This is a genomic window from Clostridium sp. OM05-6BH (genome assembly GCF_003481635.1).
Lineage (GTDB): Bacteria > Bacillota > Clostridia > Lachnospirales > Lachnospiraceae > Butyribacter.
The window spans coordinates 518,355-538,414 of sequence record NZ_QULH01000001.1; the positions used below are offsets into that span (position 1 = coordinate 518,355).

The window sequence follows — 20,060 nt, forward strand, 5'->3', positions numbered from 1 at the left end:
CTGTTACCCTGTCTGAGAATACGTCCCTCCTGCTGTTCAATGTCAGTCGGTCATTTTTTGCGGACAGTTCATACATGCTATCCTTTTCTGTTCTCTGCTCCTGCGTTTGCTCTCGTTTGATTTCTCCCTCCGTATCTTCTTGGCACAAGCAGGACAATACCTTGATGCACCAGAGCCCGGGACATATTCAACGCCGCACACCGTACAATTTTTAGCGGGCATTGCTGCCCACCGTTTTGTAGGTATGATATGTAATTCATCGACAAAGCCGATGAATTTATAGTAAATCTTGATTTCCTGCTTCACTGTTCCGTCTGCCATCTTCTCACGCTCCGAAACAAGTATCTTGTCTATGAGTGCGTTTATAACTGTTGCATCCAGTTCTTTTAAGCCTTGATAATTTCGGATAAGGGCGAGGAAGTCACGGATTCCCCGTGATTTCTCGTAGCTTTCATTAAGAGTTTCCGTCACCTCTTTCAGCCTTGCTTCAATTTCAAGCTGCTCTTTCTGGTATTTCCCCGACATCATCTCAAAATTCCGCTCGGTAATACGCTCCATGACCTTATCCTCGTAGAGAGAGGAAAACAGCCTGTCCAGTTCCGCAAGGCGTTTGTTCAGCTTCTTACGTTCTTTCTCTAATGCTTTCGCCCTGCTCTGGTCTGTTTCCGTGAGCCGCTTTTCTATGGCCCTGACCGCCTTTTCATCATTCACTGCCATATCCGCAAAACAGTTGATGTCGGCAAGAACGGCATTGAATAAATCCCTTGCTTCTATATTGTGGGCACTACACTCGCTTCTTCCGTTTCTTGCATAATTATTACATGAATACTGTACACAGTCGATAATCTCTGGGCGTTTCCTCCTGTGTACGTTCATTGCCCGCAGAGCACATCCGCAGTCCACACACTTGATAACGCCTGCAAAAATATTTACAAATCCTCCCTTGTTCTGTGGAAGCCTACGACTTGTAATAAGCTGTTGGACAATATCAAATTCCTCCTGCGTGACTATTCCCTCATGGGTATTGGGTATCACTTCCCATTCTTCGGGCAGCTTAGAGGGGCGTTTCTTGCTTTTCATATTGGCGGCAATCCGTTTGTAGCCTACAAGATTTCCCGCATATATCGGGCTTCTTAAAATGCTCCTCACGCTGTTCCCACTCCAAATATAGCGTTTGTCCTCGTTCCCCTCAAAATGACGTTCAAAGCCTGTTTCGCCACGCTCCGCCGCATAAGCGGCAGGGCGTAGGATATGCTGTTTATTAAGATGTCTGCAAATTTTGGCAACTCCATTCCCTTTTAATGCAAGGTCGAATATCTCTTTTACAACATGTGCCACTTTATCATCTATCAGCAGATGGTTGTGGTCGGCAGGGTCTTTGATATAGCCATAAGGGGCGGTAGTTCCCATGAATTTCCCCTGTTGAAACCTCGCCCGATATGCCGATTTTATCTTAACAGATATGTCAGCGGCATACATTTCGTTTAAAATGTTGCGGAAAGGCGTGATGTCCATAGCAGATTTATTCAAGGTATCTACGCCGTCATTGACCGCTATATACCTCACGTTATGCTCTGGGAAGAAAACTTCCAGATATAACCCACAATCAAGATAGTTTCTCCCCAGACGGGATAAATCTTTCGTAATCACGCAGTTTATCAGACCGCTTTCAATGTCTTTTATCATATTCTGGAAACTTGGTCTTTGGAATAATGAGGTGTGATAGCGATAGCGGCAAAAAGCTAATAAAATCAATGGTTTTGCGGACAGCGGATAGACAGGGAATGTGTTAAAAACTGAATACGCACACAAACGGCGTTACCTTAACCCCTTTGGGGGAGAAAGTAACGCCGTTTTTTTATGCCCGCAGGAAAGGAGGTGCAGCCGGAATGTATTTCACAAAGGGCAAGCAGCGGGCGTTTGAATTGCTCATGCAGCAGAAGCCGGGATTTGACCGCTATCAATCCGGTTGTGCCGGAGATGATGAAGATTGCGGCACTTGCCGTTTCTACCGCCCCGGGTGGAAATATGAGTTTTGCGTTTTCAAAGAGTGTCCCTATTGCCCCGGCAAAAGGACGCGGAAAACGCACGCCAGCATGGACAAATAGACGGGCAAAAGCCCTTGTGCCATGCGGCTTTGCAGACGCGAAAACGGCAAAGGGCATATTGCAATACCAAAACAGCCGAAAACGGCTTTCTAATTGTCCACGCATACCAAGAGAGGAAGTGAGGAAATATGGCAGTTTTCAGAGTGGAGCGAAATACGGGATATACCGTTATGAGCAACCACCACTTGCGAAACAAGGAATTGTCCTTAAAGGCAAAGGGCTTGTTGTCGCAAATGCTTTCGCTGCCCGAAGATTGGGATTATACCCTTGCGGGCTTATCCCATATCAACCGGGAGAAGATCGACGCAATCCGCGAAGCGGTAAAGGAACTCGAAAAAGCCGGATATATCGTGCGCAGCCGGGAGCGCGACGAAAAGGGACGCTTGCGGGGCGCAGATTACGTCATATACGAGCAGCCGCAGCCGCGAGAGCCGGAAGCAGCTACCAGCGGCGGACAGCCGCCTATATTGGATTTACCTACATTGGAAAATCCAACATTGGATAATCCAACGTTGGAAAAACCTACGCAGGAAAAACCTACGTTGGAAAATCCAACGCAATTAAATAAAGATATATTAAGTAAAGAACAATCAATTACTGATTTATCAAGTACCGATTCCATTCCTTTCCATTCCCTAAACCCCTTGCCCTTTGCGCATGGCGAAGCGGCTACGCCGCCGGAAAGGAAAAGAACGGAAGCGAAAAGCAATAGCGCAGTAGAGATTTACAGGGAGATTATCAAGGACAATATCGAATACGACCATCTCATTCAAAACTGCAAAATTGACAAAGACCGTTTGGACGAGATTGTTGACCTTATGCTGGAAACCGTCTGCACAGCCCGAAAGACAATCCGTATTGCCGGGGACGACTACCCCGCCGAATTGGTGAAATCCAAGTTTTTGAAGCTGAACAGCAGCCATATTGAGTTTGTTTTGGATTGCATGAGGGAGAACACAACCAAAGTGCGCAACATCAAGCAGTATCTAAAAGCGGTGCTGTTCAACGCGCCGAGTACCATTGACAGCTACTATACCGCCCTTGTCAATCACGACTTATACGGCGGCGAATGAGCATAGCCGCATTTTACCGGGAAAGGAGTTGATACCTTGCAGGAGGAAGTAACCCAAAAAACGATTGCCCTATACGTCAAAGTGGGAAAAGGCGCGGCGCGGCTTACCGAACAGGCGTTGCAGAAAGCAATCCAAAAGTTTTTGGAGCAGAAAAGCAAGCCCGCGCATGGGAAACAGACCATGCGGCAGCTTATGAAGCAGAACGCGGGTGTTTCCAACATCGAGATCACCGACAGCAATATTAAAGCCTTTGAGAGTACGGCGAAGAAATACAACATAGATTTTTCGCTGAAAAAGGTTAAGGGCGAGCAGACCCGCTACCTTGTGTTTTTCAAAGGCCGGGACGCAGACGTTATGACCGCAGCGTTTCAAGAGTTTTCCGCAAAGAAGCTGAACAGGGAGAAAAAGCCCTCTATCCGCAAAGCCCTTGCCGCTGCAAAGGACAAGGCAAAGCAGCTTAACGCCGCCCGCGACAAGGTAAAGAAAATGGACAGGGGGCGCGAGATATGAAGCAGATTAACTACAAAAAGCTAATACTTCCGAATATCCCCTATGTGTTCTTTGTCTATCTCTTTGATAAAGTCGGACAGGCGGTGCGGCTTGCCCCCGGCGCGGATATTTCCGCAAAGATACTGAATATCACGCAGGGATTTTCCGCAGCCTTTGAAAGTGCCTTGCCGAGCATTTACCCGCTGGATTTGCTTGTCGGCATTGTCGGCGCGGTGATTATCCGCTTGATTGTCTATGTCAAAGGGAAAAACGCGAAGAAATACCGCAAGGGCGCGGAGTACGGCTCTGCCCGATGGGGAAACGCCGAAGATATTAAGCCCTACATAGACCCGGAGTTTCAAAACAACATCATTTTGACACAGACGGAACGCCTTACCATGAACAGCCGCCCGAAGCAGCCGAAGTACGCAAGAAATAAGAACGTCGTCGTGATCGGCGGCAGCGGCAGCGGAAAAACAAGGTTTTTCGTCAAGCCGAATTTAATGCAGCTTCATTCCTCTTACGTCTTGACAGACCCGAAAGGTACGGTTTTGATTGAGTGCGGGAAGCTGCTGCAACGGGCGGGCTACCGCATTAAGGTACTGAATACGATTAACTTCAAAAAATCTATGCACTACAACCCCTTTGTGTATATCCGCAGCGAGAAAGATATTTTGAAGCTGGTAAACACGTTGATAGCGAATACCAAAGGCGAGGGAGAAAAAAGTGCGGAGGATTTTTGGGTAAAAGCGGAAAGGTTATTGTATTGCGCATTGGTTGGCTACATCTGGTATGAAGCCCCCGCCGAGGAAATGAACTTTATTACCCTGTTGGAACTTATCAACGCCAGCGAAGCCCGCGAGGACGACGAGGAATATCAAAGCCCCGTCGATCTGCTGTTTGCCGACTTGGAAGAACGCGACCCCGACCATTTCGCGGTGAAGCAGTACCGAAAATATAAATTGGCGGCGGGCAAAACAGCAAAATCAATCCTCATTTCTTGCGGTGCGAGGCTTGCGCCTTTTGATATTAAGGAATTGCGCGATCTCATGTCCTACGACGAATTAGAACTTGACACGTTAGGCGACAGAAAGAGCGCACTTTTCCTCATAATGAGCGATACGGACAGCACGTTTAATTTTGTTATCGCTATGCTGCAATCGCAGCTTTTCAATTTGCTTTGCGACAAAGCGGACGACGAATATAACGGCAAATTGCCTGTTCACGTCCGCTTTTTGCTTGACGAGTTTGCGAACATCGGACAGATACCCCGATTTGATAAACTGATTGCCACAATCCGCAGCCGGGAAATGTCCGCTTCTATCATTCTGCAATCGCAGAGCCAGCTAAAAGCCATTTACAAGGACGCGGCAGAAATCATACTTGATAATGCCGACAGCACCTTGTTTTTGGGAGGACGTGGGAAAAATGCAAAGGATATTTCGGATAACTTGGGACGGGAAACAATTGACAGTTTCAACACTTCCGAAAATCGCGGCACGCAGGTTTCTCATGGACTTACTTATCAAAAATTAGGAAAGGAGTTGATGACACAGGACGAAATAGCAGTTATGGACGGTGGGAAATGTATTTTGCAGCTACGCGGTGTACGTCCCTTTTTAAGCGACAAATACGATATAACGAAACACCCGAACTACAAATACCTTTCCGACTTCGACAAGAAAAACGCTTTTGATGTGGAACGGTATATGTCTACCCGCCCGGCAATAGTAAAGCCCGATGAAGCCTTTGACATATACGAAATAGATTTGTCCGACGAGGACGCAGCCGCCGAGGAATAACGGCGGCATTTTCATTTTCAACAACATTTTTTGAGCCGCAAAGCGGCAGAAAGCGAGGTTTATATGGATTTCTTTAACAGCGCAGTTGGTGTATTGCAGACTTTGGTTATCGCGCTTGGCGCAGGTCTTGGCATTTGGGGGGCTATCAACCTCATGGAGGGTTACGGCAACGACAATCCGGGCGCAAATGCTCATGTGCCATAAAGTAACACACTGATAAATGCAGACAGCCAACCTCTATTCCGTATAAAATGGCATATATGGCATTTCAAATATGTGGTTCAGAAGTAGAAGAAAACTGAAAACAGTATTCCACAATTTGAAAGGATAGAGGTAATTGAGCATGGAAAAAACAGTATATATCACAGAGGAAGAACGGGAAAAGTGTCGCAAAGTGATTGATGTGTTTGAGGAACTGTACGAAATAGAGGACGAAGATATTTTGTTGGTTGATGTTGGTAGGTATGGCTTTGTTAAACTGCAATGCTATACAGCGTCACATGGCTTTGAGGAGCTTGACACCTATACAGACAGTAACAGCTTATTTGAGGGGCTTTGGGAGGAATGGCTTAGTCTAAATGTATTTTTGCTTGCGAGAGAAATGCAGTTAGCTGATGTTCTTTATGATGATTTATTCAACAATCTTCCAAAGGAAAAACAGTCAGAGCTTACCGGGAGAAAAGACTACTTTGCAAAAAAGGCGGGTATCACTCTGTAAAATGAATTTTGCAGAAAGGAAACGCTCTATGTAGTGGATAAAAAAAGATTAGAATGGCTCTGTATATAATAACATACAGGGCTTTTCTTTTCCGAACCAACGACCAAAAGACAAACATTGTGGAAATGTGCATAACAGGCTATGGAATCATGGATAACTCTATTCACAGCACATGGAAAAGCTAAAGTGCAGCTTTCCCACGTCCTGCAAACAGAGTTACCCACAATTCCATGATACAGTCAGTTATACACATTACGCACAATGCCGACTACTACGGAATCCAACTCATTTTTTCACAGAACAAGATTTGCTTTTACAGAAAGAGATTATAGGTTGGAATGGAGATACGGGAGCCTGCATAGAGCACAGTGGAAAAGTTGAAGAAACTGATTGAGGAAGAATTTGTCGGGCTTGTGTTTCTGTCTGCTGAAGATATGGAGTAATAGCAAATTGGGACATAGCGGTATAACTGCTTTGTCCCAATTTGTTTATTGCTTAAATTACACGTCCGTATTAGAATTGATATGCTTGCAGAAATCAAATATCTAACATACTTCTTCCCACTATAATAATACCATACAAATTTTATAAATACAAGACTGTTTATATAAGCTGACACATGCTAAACTAGCCTAGCAATGTTTCAGTAAAACTTTCTTTCATTTTTCAAGGAGGTCATAATCATTATGGGGAATAATCAGACAGAAAAAGCGTTTGAAGAAAAAAGATTAGCACAAACAATCTCTTTAGCCGAGGAACAATTAAAGCAGGCAAAAGAAGCGGCAGACAAAAAGAAATCAGAAATTATCGAAGCCAAAAAAGATGTGCGTGAAAATACAGAACACGGCATTACATCACTGTACACATCAGACGGTTTCGAGGCACTTGTTGAATTAAGCCAATATATCAATCCTGTTACAGACAAAATTATAGATTATGAAGAAGAAGAACATAAAATACTTCTGTTAGAAAAGATGATAAAATCGCCCTATTTTGCCCGAATTGATTTTAAATTTGATGATGAGGACGAATTTGAAAAAATATACATTGGACGTTCTTCTCTACGAAAAAACAGCTATCAAGAGATGTATGTTTATGATTGGAGATCGCCGATTGCCAGTGTTTTCTATCGTTTTATGACAGGCGAAGCGTTTTATGACGCTCCATGTGGACGAGTAACAGGTGAACTCAATTTGAAACGCCAATATGAAATAAAAAACGGAATACTGGAATATTTTTTTGATTCAGATGTTCAGATTGTTGATGAATTTTTAAGGCAATTACTGTCACAAAACACTACTGCTAAAATGAAAGCTATTGTTGAAACAATTCAGCATGAACAGGACGTGGTTATTAGAGATATGGAAAATGACCTGCTAATGGTACAGGGTGTAGCGGGAAGTGGAAAAACCTCTATTGCTCTCCACCGGGCTGCTTATCTTATGTATCAAGGTTTACAAACAAAGCTGTCCGCAAATAACATTATGATTATTTCCCCAAATTCTATATTTGAGCAATATATTTCAAATGTATTGCCCGAATTGGGAGAAGATAATGTTATTTCTTCCGTGTTTGAAGATATACTTAGTGAGTTATTAAATGGCAGGAAAATTCAGTCAAGAAATGATTTTTTAGAAAACTTGATTGTCAATTCAAAATACAAGGAAATTTCAAGAAATAGTATAGAATTTAAAACGTCAAGTTTTTTTAGGGAAATTTTAGACCAATTTCTCATTGATATACCCCGCCAGTGGATAGAATTTGAAGATGTTTATTATGAGGGAAAATGCGTTGTAAGCGGGCAAATTCTAAAAGACAAGATATTAGGAAGACCAGAAACACCATTAGGCATAAAATTAGAACAATTAGAAGATTATATTTTAGAACAAATATTTGGAACAGGAAAAGGGCGGGGGCATAAAGAAGAAAAAAATCTAATCAAGCAGGAAATACAGAAATTTATAAAAATTGACATTGTTGAATTATATAAAATATTATTTAGCAATGAAGCCTATTTTTATAGCCTGCTGCAAAATAGCAATCCGTCACAAAACATAAAAAATATTTGGAAATATACTAAGGAAAATTTGGAAGCAGACAGCTTGTATTATGATGACGCAATAGCAATCGCTTATTTGTATTTAAAAATATACGGAACAAATAAATATAAAAATATTAAGCAGGTAGTCATTGATGAAGCACAGGACTACTACCCTCTCCAATATGAAATATTTAATTTGCTTTTTTCTAATGCCAAATTTACTATTTTAGGAGATATGAAACAGACTCTTGCCAAAAAAGAAGATATTTCTTTCTACGAACAAATTCAAAAAATATTGAACAAGAAAAAATCTTCTCTTATTATGTTGGATAAAAGTTTCCGTTGTACGAATGAAATTTTAAATTTTAGTTTAAAGTTCATTGAACAAAGTTCACAGATAAAAAGTTTTAATCGGAATGGCGATAGCCCAAAAGTATATATTGCTGATAATTCCGAAATCTTCATTGATGAAATTGTTAAGGAAATAAAATTATGCCAAGAGAAAGGGTTTCAGTCGATATGCTTAATTTGTAAAACCGAAAAAAATTCAACCTATCTATTTAATAAAATTAAACACAAACTTGATATTCAATTAATTAAAAATGGGAGCGTATCAGATTTACAAGGCGTGTTTATCTTACCAGTATATATGTCAAAGGGATTAGAATTTGATACTGTCTTAATTTGTGATGCAGATAGCCAAAACTACCATGATGAAGATGATAAAAACCTCTTATATGTTGCCTGCACAAGAGCGCTTCACAAACTTAGCTTATTTTGTGAAAATGAGGTTAGCCCGCTGATATAGATAAATTTACAATATATTGAATTGCCTAAATGCCAAACGCAGCGTAAGTGCATATGAACAAAATGATAATAATTAGACAGACCATCTTTCTCTTTTAATGGCATTAAATTGACATTACGCTCTCTATCATATATATTTGTTGCTTACTGTCAAAAACACGACAGAAAAATATAGTTTAAATTCAACGGATAAAAGAGGTAATGAACATGGGGAAATTACTACTGCTGACACTTAACGAACAAGAGGAAACAGCGATTGACAAAATCATATCGGCAATATCTGATTATATACAGATTGAACCCATGCAGATCACAACCGCTTCCGTGTTATCTTTTCCGGGACTGGAAATAAAGCAGAACCAACGCCGGGTATTTCAAGACGGGGAGGAAGTAAGCCTTACCCGCCTTGAATACAGTACCCTTGTATATCTTGCTTCCAACCCCGGCATTGTCCTCACACGGACACAAATATTTGAAGCCGTTTGGAACATGGAAAGTGAAAGCTGCCAGTCAAGCGTTGCAAATGTGATTTACAACCTGCGGAAAAAAATAGAGCCGGACAGCCGCAAGCCCATTTACATAAAAACCGTTTTAGGTATGGGCTACAAGTTTGCTTCCGGGGAATGACAACAGAATAACCGCCGCCCGTTACAGCGGCATACCATGACAGGAAATCAGAAAAGGTTTCCTGTTTTTTTGCGCCAAAAACCGCGCTGATTTTCCAGCTTTGTCGAAAAGTTTTATCAAAAAGTTTTTCAAAACTTTGCCATATTTGCATTTCTCTGCGTAGTAAGGAGTAAAGGGGGAGTTTCGCCGTTTTCTTAGAGCAAGATTCTACCACAGTACCAAATTTCGCCTACCGGCTCATTTTGTCCTATGGGAATCTTGTTGGGGTTGCCACCCCAAGCCCGCCTTTTGCGGCTTGCGCCGCTTGAAAAAATCCACCCACGAAAGGAGGTTCACAGCCATGAAAAGATACAACACGCCCCACCGAAGCCGGGTAATCAAGACACGCTTGACCGAGGAAGAATACGCCGAGTTTTCCGAGCGTGTCACCCTCTGCAAAATGAGCCAAGCCGAATTTATCCGACAAGCCCTCATTAAGTCAAGCATACGCCCGGTCATTACTGTTTCCCCGGTCAATGATGAGTTACTCTCTGCCGTTGGGAAACTCACAGCCGAATACGGGAAAATCGGCGGCAACTTAAACCAGATTGCCCGCTGTCTGAACGAGTACGGCGCACCCTATAACGCCCTCTCCCAAGAGGTACGAGCCGCCACAGCGGAGCTTGCCGCCTTGAAGTTTGAAGTCTTGCAGAAAGTAGGTGAAGCCGTTGGCAACATTCAAACATATCAGCTCTAAAAATGCCGACTATGGAGCTGCCGAGCAGTACCTAACCTTTGAACATGACGAGTTTACCATGAAGCCCACACCCTCAACCATTTTAAGGTGATCGGCGCGGCGGCGCGGGTATTGGACGGGAAACAGCGTCTTGAAGTGCTGCATGGGATTTTCCACCCGGACGGGGAACGCTTTAACTTTGCGTGGGAATGGCTACCCGCAAGCGGTCTTTCTGTCAAAGACTTTATCGCGCCGTCCTCTTTCCGATTTGGCGACGGGCGAATGTTTCAAATGGGCGGCAAGTTTGGCGCAGTTTCCTTTTTGCAGATCGTCGCGCCGGAACTCTCCGACCGTATGCTTGCCGACTTCATGGACGCGGAAAACGGGATTATCGTCAATCTGCACATTCAGAGTATCGACCACAACGAAGCAATCAAGACGATTAAGCGCAAGATTACCGACCTTGACCGTATGAAAATCGAGGAACAGAAAAAAGCAATCCGCAGCGGCTACGACATGGATATTATTCCGTCCGACCTTGCCACCTACGGCGGGGAAGCAAAAAACCTACTCCGCGATTTGCAGAGCCGCAACGAAAGAATGTTTCTGCTTACGCTGCTTGTCTTAAACCTTGCAGATACCAAGCAGAAATTGGATAACGAAGTATTTGGAGCGGCGGCAATCGCGCAGAAATACAACTGCATTTTGACCCGCCTTGACTACCGGCAGGAACAGGGGCTTATGTCCTCTATCCCGTTGGGGGAAAACCTTATCCATATCCAGCGCGGCTTGACGACCAGCAGCACCGCCGTTTTCGTTCTTGCATTTGCTTTTTCGCTTGGCGGTAATCCTCATACAATTTGCTTTTTCTGTCGTTTAAGCTGCTATACTCCTTGCGCAGCGCGGCGAGATCGGGCAGCTTCTTTATCTGCATTTCCTTTAATGCCCTTGCCGCAGCTTCAAACAGGATAATTTCGCTTTCATGCCCCCGCAGATACTTTTCCTTGTCCCGCGACTTCTTGTATTCCTCGTAAATCGGTTTTAATTGTCGGTATGTGGTCGTGTGCTTGATAAGCAGCGACAAATCAGACATACGCTGCTCTACGTCCTTAACCGCCCTTGCCGCCGCGTCATGGGCGGTCATAATATCGGCTATCTTGCTTTCAAGTTCGCTATAATACTCAATCTTGTTTTCGGTTAGGAAGTTCATGCTTTTAGCAGCCTGTTTCAGATTATGGATTTTTGCCCACCGTTCATAGCCCGCCGACTGTTGGGCTTTGATACTGTTTTCAAGATCGACGACAAGCCGGATTTTCTTATCTTCCCGCAGCGTTTTTGTTTTGGCAACATACACGCCCTTGATACGCTCCTTTATCGCTTCTTCCGTATAGGCCGCGCCGAGCGTCTTTGTGCGGGTAAACCGTTCCTGTCCGGCAGCGCGAAAGGAAATGTATTTGCCCTGTTTGATTTCATACCCCATTTCCTGCAAGCGGCGCAGCAGTTCGTCAAAATCTTTCACTTGGGGAATGAGAGTATCTATCGCCGTTTTCAGCTTTGCTTTGTAGCTTGTCCCTTGCTTTTCGGCGGTGTATTCTGCATAGCTTTTTCCCTTGTCCTGTCCCGGTACGACGACGGATAGCCCATGCTCTTTACATATCCTGTCGCTGGTGCGCCGGATAAAGTGATAGCTTTGCTTGTTGGAATGGTACTTTTTGTAGTCAACGAAGCTAACCGCGTTGAAAATCAAGTGATTATGCAGATGGTCTTTATCGACGTGAGTTGTCAAAACAAACTCATACTTGCCGCCTAATACCGCCCCGGCAAGTTCCATGCCGATTTTGTGCGCTTCTTCCGGTGTGGTTTCTCCCACCGCAAAGGATTGTATCAAGTGCCGCCCTAAATGTGTGCCGCGATCTCCGGCAGCTTCCCGCGTCCATGCAAACTCAATATCGGCGGTTTCCAGCCCGCAGCCGAAAGAGGACGCAAGCAGCTTCCCGTCTGTCTTTTCGGGATTTAAGATATAGTCTATCGCAGCCTTTAAGGTTGATTTAATAGGGTGCGTCTTTGTAACCGCCATATCTCGTCCACCGCCTTTTTAATGTCCTCTATATCCTGCCTGTAAACCGTCCCCGTCGCATTGGCGCGTTTTGCAATCTGGTTGATGTTCCGGCTCACCGCTTGCAGTTCCCGGATATATGCTTTTGTGTCGCTTCGGTCAACGACAAGAATATACCCGTCTATCGCCATTTTACGGAAGTATGCCCCATACTGCTTTATGGGAAGCTGCTTCATCTTCTCGTCGATCAGCCGCTTTTCTTCTTCCGTAACGTAAAACTTCATCTGTATATTTCTCTTTCGGTTTTCCATTTCCGCACCGCCTTTCGGTATAAGGGTTTGGGATTATCCCAACAAGCACTTTTCGCAAACGGGTACTCGTTTGCTGTGCTTGCTATCTACTCCTTATCCCGTTTCAAAGGCAGCGTTTGTTGCACTCTCTTTCTAATTTGGCGCAAAAAAAGATTGCAGCCCCTATGCGCTGCAATCTCCTGCTTCCCATATTGTGAGGTTAGTCCTCTGCTTGTTCGACTTCTGTTATCTCCCTTGCCGTTGCGGTTACAATCCGTATGCCTTTATCGCTCATACCGTCCAGCAGCGCGTCAAGCTGCCGCCGCCCGGTGGATTTCTCCGCATTGCTGTTCGGGAAGAAAAATTGATCTACCGAAATATGATACCGGGTTACAAGGTCATAGAATACCTGTAAACTCGGCTGTTGTCCCTTGTTCTCGATATTCGCAAGGTAGCGCGGGGAAATATATAACTCGTCGCTTACCTTTTTGCGGCTCTCGCCGTATTCATTTCTCGCGGCTTTTATAGCTGCCCCGAAAGCCTTAAAGTCGTACAATGGTACGGGTCTTTTTGCCATTTTCATTCACCCTGTTACATTTTACAGTTCACCTTTCTTTTTGGATATGTCCACACAATTCATATCATTAGGTTAAATACTTCCTGTTGTGTATTGACAGTAGACTGATTTTCTGATAAAATAAAATTTATGTAAAAGGAGGCGGCGTTTATGTTGCATAGCATGCGTATTAGATAAGCATTGAAAAAAAGGATTTTCCCATTTTCAACATGGGCTTTTTTGTCATGCTTATTTTGCGGATGCTATACAAAAAACTAACGACGTATAGATATAGTATAGACATAGTGCAAGCTCTGCCTTAGTTTTGTTGTACTGCTCTGTGCATTATAAATGCAGGTCAATGCTCATGTTGAGGATTGACCTGCATTTTTTTGTGTAAAAAGGACGAGTGAAATATAATGCTTAAAAAATATTGGATAAAATGTCCGATTTGTAACGGAAAGACGAGAGTTCAAGTATTTCATAATACTGTATTAAAAGATTTTCCTCTTTTCTGCCCTAAATGCAAATTGACGCATATCATTGATGTAGAAAAATTAGAGATTGTAATCAAAAATACAGAAAAACAAACTTTTATTATTTAGAAGAAAGGATATAAAAATGAAACGTTTACCTAAATATACGCCTGCGGAAGTACGGAATGATCCATACGGATTTACTTACAAAGAAATGTCGGAAGTTATTGGCGAGAATGAAGCAAAAGCCTTATATGAAGAATTATATAAGCAATTACCACGCAAAAAAAATCTATCAATGTTGGTAAAAAATATTTGCAAAAGCAGTGATACTGAAAAGTATGTTTACGAACTGAAAGACAACAAATACATTGAAACGGTTTTTATCAAGCGGCGAGATGGTGGAACTGTTTGCGTGAGCACACAAGTCGGTTGTCCTGTTGGTTGTATTTTTTGTGAGTCCGGGCGAAATGGCTTTGTTCGTAATCTAACATCGTCAGAAATCGTACAACAGATTATATTGTTGCGTCGAAAAGTAAACCGTATCGTTTTTATGGGTATGGGAGAGCCTTTATTCAATTATGACAACTTGATAAAAGCAATCCATATTCTCCGAGATAGATATGGGCTCAACTTTCCAACCGACGGCATTACCATATCAACAGTTGGTCCGGTCGATCAATTAAAAAAATTGCGCGAGGAACATCTTAAAATTCAGTTGACAATATCTTTACACGCAGCAACACAATCTGCAAGAAATCGTATTATTCCTCACATGCGCATATATGCTATTGAAGATGTTGTTAAGCAAGCCTTATCCTATTCTGAAAGGCATAATCGCAAAATTGTCTTTGCGTATTTGCTTTTACCGGGTATAAATGACCGGCCCTCAGATGTAAGACAACTTGCAAAATGGTTTCGGGGCAAAAAAGTTATGATTAACGTGTTACAATACAACCCAACAAGCAATTCAAGAATTAAAGCACCACAGAAACGGGAAATAGTTGCATTCAAACATCAATTAGAGCAAGCAGGACTTGAAGTTACTATGAGAGTTTCTCATGGCAGAGAGATTAACGCGGCTTGTGGACAGTTAGCTAACACATATAATAAATTCAAAAAAAATGATTAAAAGTGCCAGACGCATAGACGCAGAGCCGATAACGCATTAGGTCAAAAAACCTATGTGTTATCGGCTTTTTTATTTAATATTGCGCAAAAGCCGCTGTTCCCTATTATAGAATGGATTGCGGGTAGTGTATTAAAGTCGCCCTTTTTTAAGGATACGGCGGTATCGGGGAGGTATCGCCGTGTCCATTTTTATTTACTGTAACCCGCCTAATGCTTTGCGGTCAAAAAAAGCTATGCTCCGCAAGCGGGATATTCCGGCTATGAATGTGAACTGTCAATACATTTAGCTACTGCTTACATTTCCTTTGCGCCCGTCCGCGTCTTGCGGACGGGCGCATTTTGCTTTTTTCAACTTTTTTCTGAAAAGCGCACTCAAGAGCCATCTCCCGAACGGGTACGGAGCGAAAGGGGCAGAGAGGACAAGCCCTTAACTCCCGTCCTCTACTCCACGCGGGAAGGAGGTGAACTCTATGGAGCTATCTTCTTCCGACAAGGAAAGAATACAACATCAGTACGACGCATTAGCAAAGAAAACTTTGGTCGGCGAAGCGAAAAGCCACCGCCGCACTCTTGCGAAACGCGCAGCACGCGAAGTTACTTTTTCGGATTTGAGCGAAAGCGAACTCGCGCAGCTTTTCACAACGGACGAATACGAAAGCGATTATTTCCGTTTTCAAGTGTCCGGCTTTGATGTACTCGTCAAAAATGAACTGCTTGCCGAAGCCCTTAACGCTTTGCCCGAAAGGAAACGCGACATTATCCTTTTGTCCTACTTCTTGGATATGAGCGACGCGGAAATTGGCGAACTGCTGAATGTTGTACGCACGACGGTTTTCCGGCACAGGAAATCCGCGCTTGCGAAAATCAAACAGTATTTGGAGGGAAAAGCAGATGATGAATACCGTTAGGAAGTCTGAAAATCTGTTGCCGTTCCCTGTCATTTCCGCAGCGGCAAACGGCGACACAACCGCCATGTGCGCGATCTTGAAGCACTACGAGGGTTACATAGCGAAACTTTGTACCCGCACGCTGAAAGACGACGCGGGCAATACCTATTCCTATGTGGACGAGGAAATGCGTAACAGGCTGCAAGTGCGCCTTATTACCCGCACCCTTGCTTTTCATGTAGGATAATCTTTTAGCCCATGCGGGGAGCGTGTCCCCTTTCCACGCTTCCCGTTATGGGCTATTTGTCGTTCCGCAAAAGCATATCCGCTGTTGATGTGCTTTTGCAGGCCGACAAAGCCTATTGTTCTTTGACAAAGAAAGCGGCCTTTGGTGCGCAGCATAACAGGCAAACGGGTACATTCCGTCTGTACCGAGCCAGTCGGCGGGTACGCCATGACAGCTTTTCCCCATAGGGGAAAAGCCGAGCGAGAACTACCGCGCCGTAAAACAGGTTTAGCAGCTTGTGGGCGACGACATACAAGGCGGCACAATGATACTCCCGCGTTGAACACCCTCAAAGTATTGCGCGGCGCACCCATAAGCATGGGCCGGGGTGAAACTCCCGTGAGGTTGCAGCTAACAACCGCCCGTTTTTGCCTTTTGACGAATATAGTTTATCCATACAGGAAAAGGAGGTTTTTCTAATGGATAAAAAACAGACAATTACAACCGAACGCAAAATAGGGAAAATCACCTATCTTGTTCAAGCGTTGCCGAGTGAAAAGGCAACCGATACAATCCATAAAAAGATTGAGAAACTCATTGTAAAGGATTTGCAGAAAAAGCCCGGAAATCCGGGATTTTTAGCGTCCGAGTAGTGCATTAGGCGGCGGGATATGGTATAATGATAGCAACACATTATACCTGTTTATTCGGCTGTCGGAAAGGAGGACTAATGTTACAGTCGAATAAAATCACCGCCCTTTACTGCCGTTTAAGTCAAGAGGATATGCAAGCCGGAGAAAGCGGAAGCATACAGCACCAAAAAATGATACTTCAACGCTATGCGGACGAACACCATTTTTTGAACACAAAGTTTTTTGTGGACGACGGATTTTCCGGCGTGAGTTTTGAGCGCGAGGGGCTGCAAGCGATGTTGCAGGAAGTGGAAGCCGGACGAGTGGCGACGGTCATTACCAAAGACCTTTCCCGTCTTGGCAGAAACTATCTGAAAACGGGCGAACTCATAGAGATTGTATTTCCCGAAAACGGAGTACGCTATATCGCGATCAACGACGGAGTTGACACAGCGCGGGAGGATAACGAGTTTACCCCCTTGCGGAACTGGTTTAACGAGTTTTACGCCCGCGACACAAGCAAGAAAATCCGCGCAGTTAAACAGGCACAGGCGCAAAAAGGCGAGCGCGTCAACGGGGAATATCCATACGGCTATATCCCAGACCCGAACAACCGCCACCACCTTATACCCGACCCGGAAACCGCGCCGATTGTCAAACAGGTTTTCGCTATGTTTGTTAGCGGCGTGCGTATGTGCGAAATCCAAAAATGGCTTGCGGAAAACAAAGTCTTGACGATTGGAGCGTTGCGCTATCAGCGTACAGGACAGGCGCGGTATCAGCGGGCAATGATCGCCCCCTATACTTGGCCGGACAAAACGCTCTATGACATATTAGCAAGGCAGGAATATTTAGGGCATACCATAACCGCGAAAACTCACAAGGTATCCTACAAGTCGAAAAAGACCCGGAAGAACGAAGAAGAACAACGCTATTTCTTCCCAAACACCCATGAGCCGCTTGTTGACGAGGAAACCTTTGAACTTGCGCAAAAGCGGATTGCTACCCGCCACCGCCCGACAAAAGCAGCGGAGATTGATATTTTTTCCGGCTTGCTGTTTTGCGCTGGTTGCAGACATAAGATGTATTACCAACAGGGCGTAAATATCGAGCCGCGCAAGTTTTCCTATTCTTGCGGCGCATGGCGCAACAGGGCAAGGACAGGCAGCGAGTGTACCTCTCATTATATCCGCAAAAACGTACTTCTTGATTTAGTGCTGGAAGATATGCGGCGGGTTTTGCGGTATGTTAAGGAACACGAACAGGACTTTATCTGTAAAGCTACCGAGTACGGCGACATGGAAGCGAGAAAGGCATTAGCGCAGCAGCAAAAGGAACTTTTCAAAGCACAGGCGCGTATGACCGAACTTGACACGCTTTTCCGCAAGCTGTATGAGGACAACGCATTAGGCAGACTGACAGATGAACGGTTTGTGTTTCTAACTTCCGGCTATGAGGACGAAAAGAAATCCCTTGCCGCAAGGATAGACGAGTTACAACAGCAGATCGCAACCGTTACCGAGCGAAAAAGGGATATATCAAGGTTTATTCAGATTGTCGGGAAATACAGCGACATACAGGAATTGACCTATGAAAACGTCCATGAGTTTATCGACCGTATTTTGATACATGAATTAGACCGGGAAACCAACACCCGGAAAATCGAAATCCATTATAGCTTTGTCGGACAGGTTGATACCGAGCAGGAGCCGACGCAAGTTGTCAACCATGACCGCCGCAACATGGTAGATGTAAAAAGTATCGCTATCTAACCCCAGCAAAATTTGTACCAGAATAACCATCGTCCACATACGTTTTTGCTATGTGCCATCCCTGCTTTTTCACATAATCCGTGAGGATGGATTTCTGTGTCGCAATGCTCGCACTCTCGTTATCCGTACCATCGTCTTTAGATAAGCGGCAATAAATGCCGACTAAATAGATTTTCTTTTCTTCTTTGATTCCTGCCATACTGTAAAACCTCCGTATCTGTCCTATCTGTTTTCATGTCCCATTGCGTACATTCTAAGCGGACAGCCCCTCATTGTCGAAGGTGTCGCCCTCGGCAATCTTCTTCCGAATATCCTCGGAGATAATCGGGACAAACGCTTCTGTAACGGTCTGTGTGCCGACATATTCACGGCTGATTATCATCTGCACTGGTGCTTTTGGCACGATACGCTTTCTCTTTTTATCTGCTTTCTTATCCTCGCCCATACTTAAATCTTCCTTTCCAGACAGGGCAGGGAAGAGTTTGGAAATGTCCCCGCCCTGCCAATCAGATACCATTAATCCTCGCTGTTTAATTCTTTCTGTAATGCTTTAAGGAGTGCCGCCGCTTCATCAGCGTTCAGCGTGATTCCCTTGCCGCACTTTTCACGGTTCGGGGAAAAGCTGCGGATGTCATACTTCGGCTCTTTCCCATTCCATGAAATGAGATTGATTTCCTTTGTGTAGCCACTGTCGCCCGTAGACAATACTGCGATTTCCTTTACGATTTCATACTGGATTTCTCTCATTCTCCATACCTCAACTCTCTGTATTTACTTCCCGAAAAAAGAAGATTAGCGGCTGTCACGGTTGCGTTTCCTCTGCAACTCACGCTCCAAAAGTTTGATGATGGTTTCCTCCATCTGCTTCGGCGTTGTGTTCTTCGGAAAGTATTTTTTCAGCTTGCTTGTGTTGATTTTCAAGGTTTCTTTCTGGTTGCCCTTTTCCTCCGTCATAATCGCAAATATCGTATCCATGTCAAGCCGCCCGCTCTGGCTTAACTGTTTCATCCGCTGTGCCTGTGAGAGTGAGGGCGTTGCTTCTTCGCTCTCCATCGTGGCAAAGAGGTTTTCCTGCTCGTCTTTCTTCAAGAAGGACAGTTCCACCGCAGGCGTGAGGGCGATTTTCCCCTCGTCCACCATCTGCAAAATCGGCGGTATCAGTTCCGTCAGGCGGATAAAACGCTGCACGGTCATCCTGCCCACGCCGAAGCCCTGTGCCACCTTGTCGTCCGTCCGCAACTTCGTCACAACTTGTGACGAGGTTAAGTCTGTGCGGAAACCCTGCCGCTTCATGGCTTCGGATTTCATCTTGTAAGCAAACGCCCGCTCCGATGGCAGGATATTCTCACGCTGCAAATTGCTGTCTACAAGGGTGATGATGGCTCGGTCACGGTCTAAGGGCAGGACAAACGCAGGCACGGTATTTATCCCTGCAAGTTCAGAAGCACGGACACGCCGCTGTCCTGCAATCACTTCATAACCGTCCCCGTCCTCTTTCGGGCGTGTGATTATCGGCGTGACAATGCCAAATTCCTTGATGCTTTCCGCTAACTCTGACAGTGTTTCATCTTCTGCCACATGAAACGGATTGTCGGGGAACGGGTACAAGTCTTTGGTCTTTAACACCTTAAAATCCTGTTTCTTCATTCACATA

Annotated in this window: 20 protein-coding genes and 4 pseudogenes; 16 read left to right on the plus strand and 8 right to left on the minus strand. The window is 44.5% G+C overall.

Annotated elements, in window-relative coordinates:
• Window positions 1–42: 42 nt before the first annotated feature.
• Window positions 43–1,686 carry a recombinase family protein gene (locus DXB73_RS02355; protein ID WP_004607528.1) on the minus strand — a complete coding sequence of 548 codons (1,644 nt, stop codon included), beginning with the start codon at window positions 1,684–1,686 and terminating at the stop codon, window positions 43–45.
• 203 nt (window positions 1,687–1,889) lie between these two features.
• Here DXB73_RS02355 and DXB73_RS02360 point away from each other — a divergent pair.
• The 10 genes and pseudogenes from DXB73_RS02360 to DXB73_RS02405 form a co-directional block, all read left to right on the plus strand.
• Window positions 1,890–2,078 (plus strand): annotated as a pseudogene (locus tag DXB73_RS02360) (hypothetical protein); the annotation flags it as partial.
• A 158-nt stretch (window positions 2,079–2,236) separates the two neighbouring features.
• Window positions 2,237–3,181, plus strand: a complete 945-nt coding sequence (locus DXB73_RS02365) for a DUF6017 domain-containing protein (RefSeq protein WP_002604485.1) — start codon at window positions 2,237–2,239, stop codon at window positions 3,179–3,181.
• A gap of 36 nt (window positions 3,182–3,217) precedes the next feature.
• Entirely contained in the window at window positions 3,218–3,691 is a 474-nt protein-coding gene (locus DXB73_RS02370) for a PcfB family protein (RefSeq protein ID WP_002604484.1), read from the plus strand.
• Entirely contained in the window at window positions 3,688–5,472 is a 1,785-nt protein-coding gene (locus DXB73_RS02375) for a VirD4-like conjugal transfer protein, CD1115 family (RefSeq protein WP_070087586.1), read from the plus strand. Before DXB73_RS02370 ends, DXB73_RS02375 begins: the two co-directional genes overlap by 4 nt.
• 63 nt (window positions 5,473–5,535) lie before the next feature.
• A pseudogene (locus DXB73_RS02380) lies at window positions 5,536–5,664 on the plus strand (Maff2 family protein); the annotation flags it as partial.
• Window positions 5,665–5,815: 151 nt separating this feature from the next.
• Window positions 5,816–6,190 carry a hypothetical protein gene (locus DXB73_RS02385; protein ID WP_002591345.1) on the plus strand — a complete coding sequence of 125 codons (375 nt, stop codon included), beginning with the start codon at window positions 5,816–5,818 and terminating at the stop codon, window positions 6,188–6,190.
• A gap of 686 nt (window positions 6,191–6,876) precedes the next feature.
• The gene (locus tag DXB73_RS02390; RefSeq protein WP_117500820.1) at window positions 6,877–9,039 is read left to right on the plus strand and encodes a 3'-5' exonuclease; all 2,163 of its coding nucleotides are present in this window, start codon (window positions 6,877–6,879) and stop codon (window positions 9,037–9,039) included.
• A gap of 206 nt (window positions 9,040–9,245) precedes the next feature.
• Window positions 9,246–9,665 carry a response regulator transcription factor gene (locus tag DXB73_RS02395; protein WP_173821045.1) on the plus strand — a complete coding sequence of 140 codons (420 nt, stop codon included), beginning with the start codon at window positions 9,246–9,248 and terminating at the stop codon, window positions 9,663–9,665.
• A 340-nt stretch (window positions 9,666–10,005) separates the two neighbouring features.
• Entirely contained in the window at window positions 10,006–10,401 is a 396-nt protein-coding gene (locus DXB73_RS02400; protein ID WP_117500819.1) for a plasmid mobilization relaxosome protein MobC, read from the plus strand.
• A gap of 72 nt (window positions 10,402–10,473) precedes the next feature.
• Window positions 10,474–11,199, plus strand: a pseudogene (locus tag DXB73_RS02405) (conjugal transfer protein TraE); the annotation flags it as partial.
• Here the strand turns inward: DXB73_RS02405 and DXB73_RS02410 are convergent.
• From DXB73_RS02410 to DXB73_RS02420, 3 genes are all read right to left on the minus strand, one after another.
• Window positions 11,150–12,457 (minus strand): relaxase/mobilization nuclease domain-containing protein, encoded by a 1,308-nt coding sequence (locus DXB73_RS02410; protein ID WP_117500818.1) that lies wholly within the window; start codon window positions 12,455–12,457, stop codon window positions 11,150–11,152. The pseudogene DXB73_RS02405 and the gene DXB73_RS02410 overlap by 50 nt on opposite strands.
• Window positions 12,418–12,747, minus strand: coding sequence for a plasmid mobilization relaxosome protein MobC (mobC, locus tag DXB73_RS02415; protein ID WP_002584958.1), 330 nt, complete (start codon window positions 12,745–12,747; stop codon window positions 12,418–12,420). Before mobC ends, DXB73_RS02410 begins: the two co-directional genes overlap by 40 nt.
• Window positions 12,748–12,946: 199 nt before the next feature.
• A complete protein-coding gene (locus DXB73_RS02420) occupies window positions 12,947–13,303 on the minus strand; it encodes a helix-turn-helix transcriptional regulator (RefSeq protein ID WP_044942672.1) in 357 nt (118 codons plus the stop codon).
• A gap of 398 nt (window positions 13,304–13,701) precedes the next feature.
• Between DXB73_RS02420 and DXB73_RS02425 the strand changes: the two genes are divergently transcribed.
• The 6 genes from DXB73_RS02425 (at window position 13,702) to DXB73_RS02455 (ending at window position 18,406) form a co-directional block, all read left to right on the plus strand.
• Window positions 13,702–13,887 carry a cysteine-rich KTR domain-containing protein gene (locus DXB73_RS02425; protein WP_003431289.1) on the plus strand — a complete coding sequence of 62 codons (186 nt, stop codon included), beginning with the start codon at window positions 13,702–13,704 and terminating at the stop codon, window positions 13,885–13,887.
• Between the two features lie 16 nt (window positions 13,888–13,903).
• Window positions 13,904–14,890 carry a 23S rRNA (adenine(2503)-C(2))-methyltransferase RlmN gene (rlmN, locus tag DXB73_RS02430; protein WP_006774449.1) on the plus strand — a complete coding sequence of 329 codons (987 nt, stop codon included), beginning with the start codon at window positions 13,904–13,906 and terminating at the stop codon, window positions 14,888–14,890.
• A gap of 469 nt (window positions 14,891–15,359) precedes the next feature.
• Window positions 15,360–15,797 (plus strand): sigma-70 family RNA polymerase sigma factor, encoded by a 438-nt coding sequence (locus tag DXB73_RS02435; protein ID WP_002604474.1) that lies wholly within the window; start codon window positions 15,360–15,362, stop codon window positions 15,795–15,797.
• Window positions 15,781–16,023: a helix-turn-helix domain-containing protein gene (locus tag DXB73_RS02440; RefSeq protein ID WP_002604473.1), complete on the plus strand. Its 243-nt coding sequence runs from the start codon at window positions 15,781–15,783 to the stop codon at window positions 16,021–16,023. Before DXB73_RS02435 ends, DXB73_RS02440 begins: the two co-directional genes overlap by 17 nt.
• Window positions 16,024–16,481: 458 nt before the next feature.
• Window positions 16,482–16,655: a transposon-encoded TnpW family protein gene (locus DXB73_RS02450; RefSeq protein WP_002604472.1), complete on the plus strand. Its 174-nt coding sequence runs from the start codon at window positions 16,482–16,484 to the stop codon at window positions 16,653–16,655.
• Window positions 16,656–16,732: 77 nt separating this feature from the next.
• A complete protein-coding gene (locus DXB73_RS02455) occupies window positions 16,733–18,406 on the plus strand; it encodes a recombinase family protein (RefSeq protein ID WP_002604471.1) in 1,674 nt (557 codons plus the stop codon).
• A gap of 7 nt (window positions 18,407–18,413) precedes the next feature.
• On the opposite strand, the pseudogene DXB73_RS02460 reads toward DXB73_RS02455, so the two are convergent.
• The 4 genes and pseudogenes from DXB73_RS02460 to DXB73_RS02475 form a co-directional block, all read right to left on the minus strand.
• Window positions 18,414–18,605 (minus strand): annotated as a pseudogene (locus DXB73_RS02460) (recombinase family protein); the annotation flags it as partial.
• A gap of 54 nt (window positions 18,606–18,659) precedes the next feature.
• Complete coding sequence (locus DXB73_RS02465; RefSeq protein WP_001820669.1) at window positions 18,660–18,851, minus strand: hypothetical protein; 192 nt, start codon at window positions 18,849–18,851, stop codon at window positions 18,660–18,662.
• 71 nt (window positions 18,852–18,922) lie between these two features.
• Window positions 18,923–19,153, minus strand: coding sequence for a PC4/YdbC family ssDNA-binding protein (locus DXB73_RS02470; RefSeq protein WP_001206986.1), 231 nt, complete (start codon window positions 19,151–19,153; stop codon window positions 18,923–18,925).
• 45 nt (window positions 19,154–19,198) lie between these two features.
• Window positions 19,199–20,053, minus strand: a complete 855-nt coding sequence (locus DXB73_RS02475; protein WP_000743700.1) for a ParB/RepB/Spo0J family partition protein — start codon at window positions 20,051–20,053, stop codon at window positions 19,199–19,201.
• Window positions 20,054–20,060: the final 7 nt, after the last annotated feature.